At 62.4% G+C, this 1,773-nt stretch carries 1 protein-coding gene, 1 tRNA gene and 2 pseudogenes; 2 read left to right on the forward strand and 2 right to left on the reverse strand.

The window, feature by feature from the left end; genetic code table 11:
• Window positions 1–108: pseudogene (locus tag BRX43_RS21105) on the forward strand (IS5/IS1182 family transposase); the annotation flags it as partial.
• A gap of 138 nt (window positions 109–246) precedes the next feature.
• Here the strand turns inward: BRX43_RS21105 and BRX43_RS19985 are convergent.
• Window positions 247–992, reverse strand: a pseudogene (locus BRX43_RS19985) (transposase).
• Here BRX43_RS19985 and BRX43_RS19990 point away from each other — a divergent pair.
• A complete protein-coding gene (locus BRX43_RS19990) occupies window positions 974–1,327 on the forward strand; it encodes a hypothetical protein (RefSeq protein ID WP_125996790.1) in 354 nt (117 codons plus the stop codon). The pseudogene BRX43_RS19985 and the gene BRX43_RS19990 overlap by 19 nt on opposite strands.
• Window positions 1,328–1,648: 321 nt before the next feature.
• On the opposite strand, the gene BRX43_RS19995 is transcribed toward BRX43_RS19990, so the two are convergent.
• Window positions 1,649–1,725: transfer RNA gene (locus BRX43_RS19995), tRNA-Met, on the reverse strand.
• Between the last annotated feature and the right edge of the window lie 48 nt (window positions 1,726–1,773).

Here is a 1,773-nt window from a genome sequence, read left to right on the forward strand (position 1 = left end):
AACGCCTTCTGCCGTCTCAAGGACTTCCCCCGTGTCGCCACTCGCTACGACAAACTCGCCACCAACTTCCTCTCAGGCGTCGCCATCGCCACCGCCTTGGCATTCTGACTGTGATTGAGTCTCGGCCCTAACCTGATCTGAGCAAGAGTTTTCCGGCCCTTTAGAGCCTGCGGGCAAGGAGCTGGGACAAGAAGAAGTCGAGGTACACGGAAGAGCAGATTGCGTTTGCGCTAAAGCGTTTTCCGATCAGTCTGGATCGTAGCCGGCGTTGGCGAAGTAGTTGGCGCAATCCTGTGGTGGGTAGAGGTCGAGGATGCGGCCGATGGCGTCCCACAGGCCGTGGATAGTGCGTTCGGCGACCTTGCGCAGGTGCGCCTTGAGCTTGGAGAAGGCCTGCTCGATCGGGTTGAAGTCGGGGCTGTAGGGCGGAAGGAAGAGCAGCCTGGCGCCCGCCGCTTCGATGGCGTCGCGCGCGGCGGGCGCCTTGTGGCTCGACAGGTTGTCCATGATGACGATGTCGTCGGGAAATAACTCCGGCACGAGCACGTGGCGGACATAGGCGACGAAAGCATCGCGGTTGATCGGGCCGTCGAACCACTGCTCCCGACGCTTCAGGATATCGGGGCGGTCCCGCTCGGTGGCGTGCGCTGTCTTTTTTTGCGCGTGATCCGATGCCGGTTGAAGAACCGCCACAGCGTCCCGATCCCGACCGACGTGCCTCGCTCGGCGAGCAGCACCTGCAACTCGGCCAGCGTTATGTCGTCCTTCGCCTTGACCGCATCCAGGATGAAGGTCGCGTGTGCGTCGATCCGGGCCGCACGACGGTCGCCACCCTGCGGCTTGGCTGCTGGCCTACCGTGCCGAACGACCAACTGCCGCCAGCGGATCGCGCTTGCCGCACTCACCCCGAACCGTGCTGCCGCAGCTCGGCACGACATACCGCCATCAATCGCGGCGACCACCCGAAGGTCCTGTGACAGCACTCGCGGCATCCGTGCCGGCCTCCAATCCGACAAGAAGCCTGAATCAGAAAACCGCGCCTGTGAGAATTCTCAATGATTCAGAAGGACCGGAAACCGCTCTAAAGCAAGCGGAGACGAGCACGCCGGTGGCGGAGGTCATCCGCCGGATGGGTGTCGGCGAGTTGCGGCGGATCAAGCAACTCGAGGACGAGAACCGCAAGCTGAAACAGCTCGTTGGCCGACGTCTGCAGGCATTGACAATGGTCGACACGTTCACCCGCAAGGCGCTGGCGATCGACGTCGATCAGGGCATCAAGGGCGAACAGGTTGTCGCGGCGGTGACGGGCGGCGTGCCCATCTCCTGATGGGCGTGCGACCTCGATCGCGGTCGTAACGGCCGCGATCGAGGTCGGCGACGCACTGTCCCGACGCCGATCTGCCGAGACGGTGATCGCAGCGGCCGGTCGGTCATCCGGTAGCCATCGCTACTGCGTGGCCATGCCCCGGAGGTGGGCATCGCATCCAGCCACCAAGCGAGTTGCGATGACAAGCGGCTTGCCGACCTCAAAGCTTTGCAATGTCGAGATGGTTCGCTTTGAGGCGGAAGTGATGAGAAACAGGGGACCGACAGTGAAAGCGTCGACAAGCCAATGCTTCCAAGTCGAGGGGTGCATTTATTGGGGTTATGGTTGCGGGGACAGGATTTGAACCTGTGACCTTCAGGTTATGAGCCTGACGAGCTACCGGGCTGCTCCACCCCGCGGTGGCTGGCTTGGTGCCAGCGTGCCTCTCTTTTGGGAGAGGAGTTTTT

Origin of the sequence: Sphingomonas sp. S-NIH.Pt15_0812 (assembly GCF_003951315.1) — a bacterium.
In the GTDB taxonomy this organism is placed as follows: Bacteria; Pseudomonadota; Alphaproteobacteria; order Sphingomonadales; family Sphingomonadaceae; genus Sphingomonas.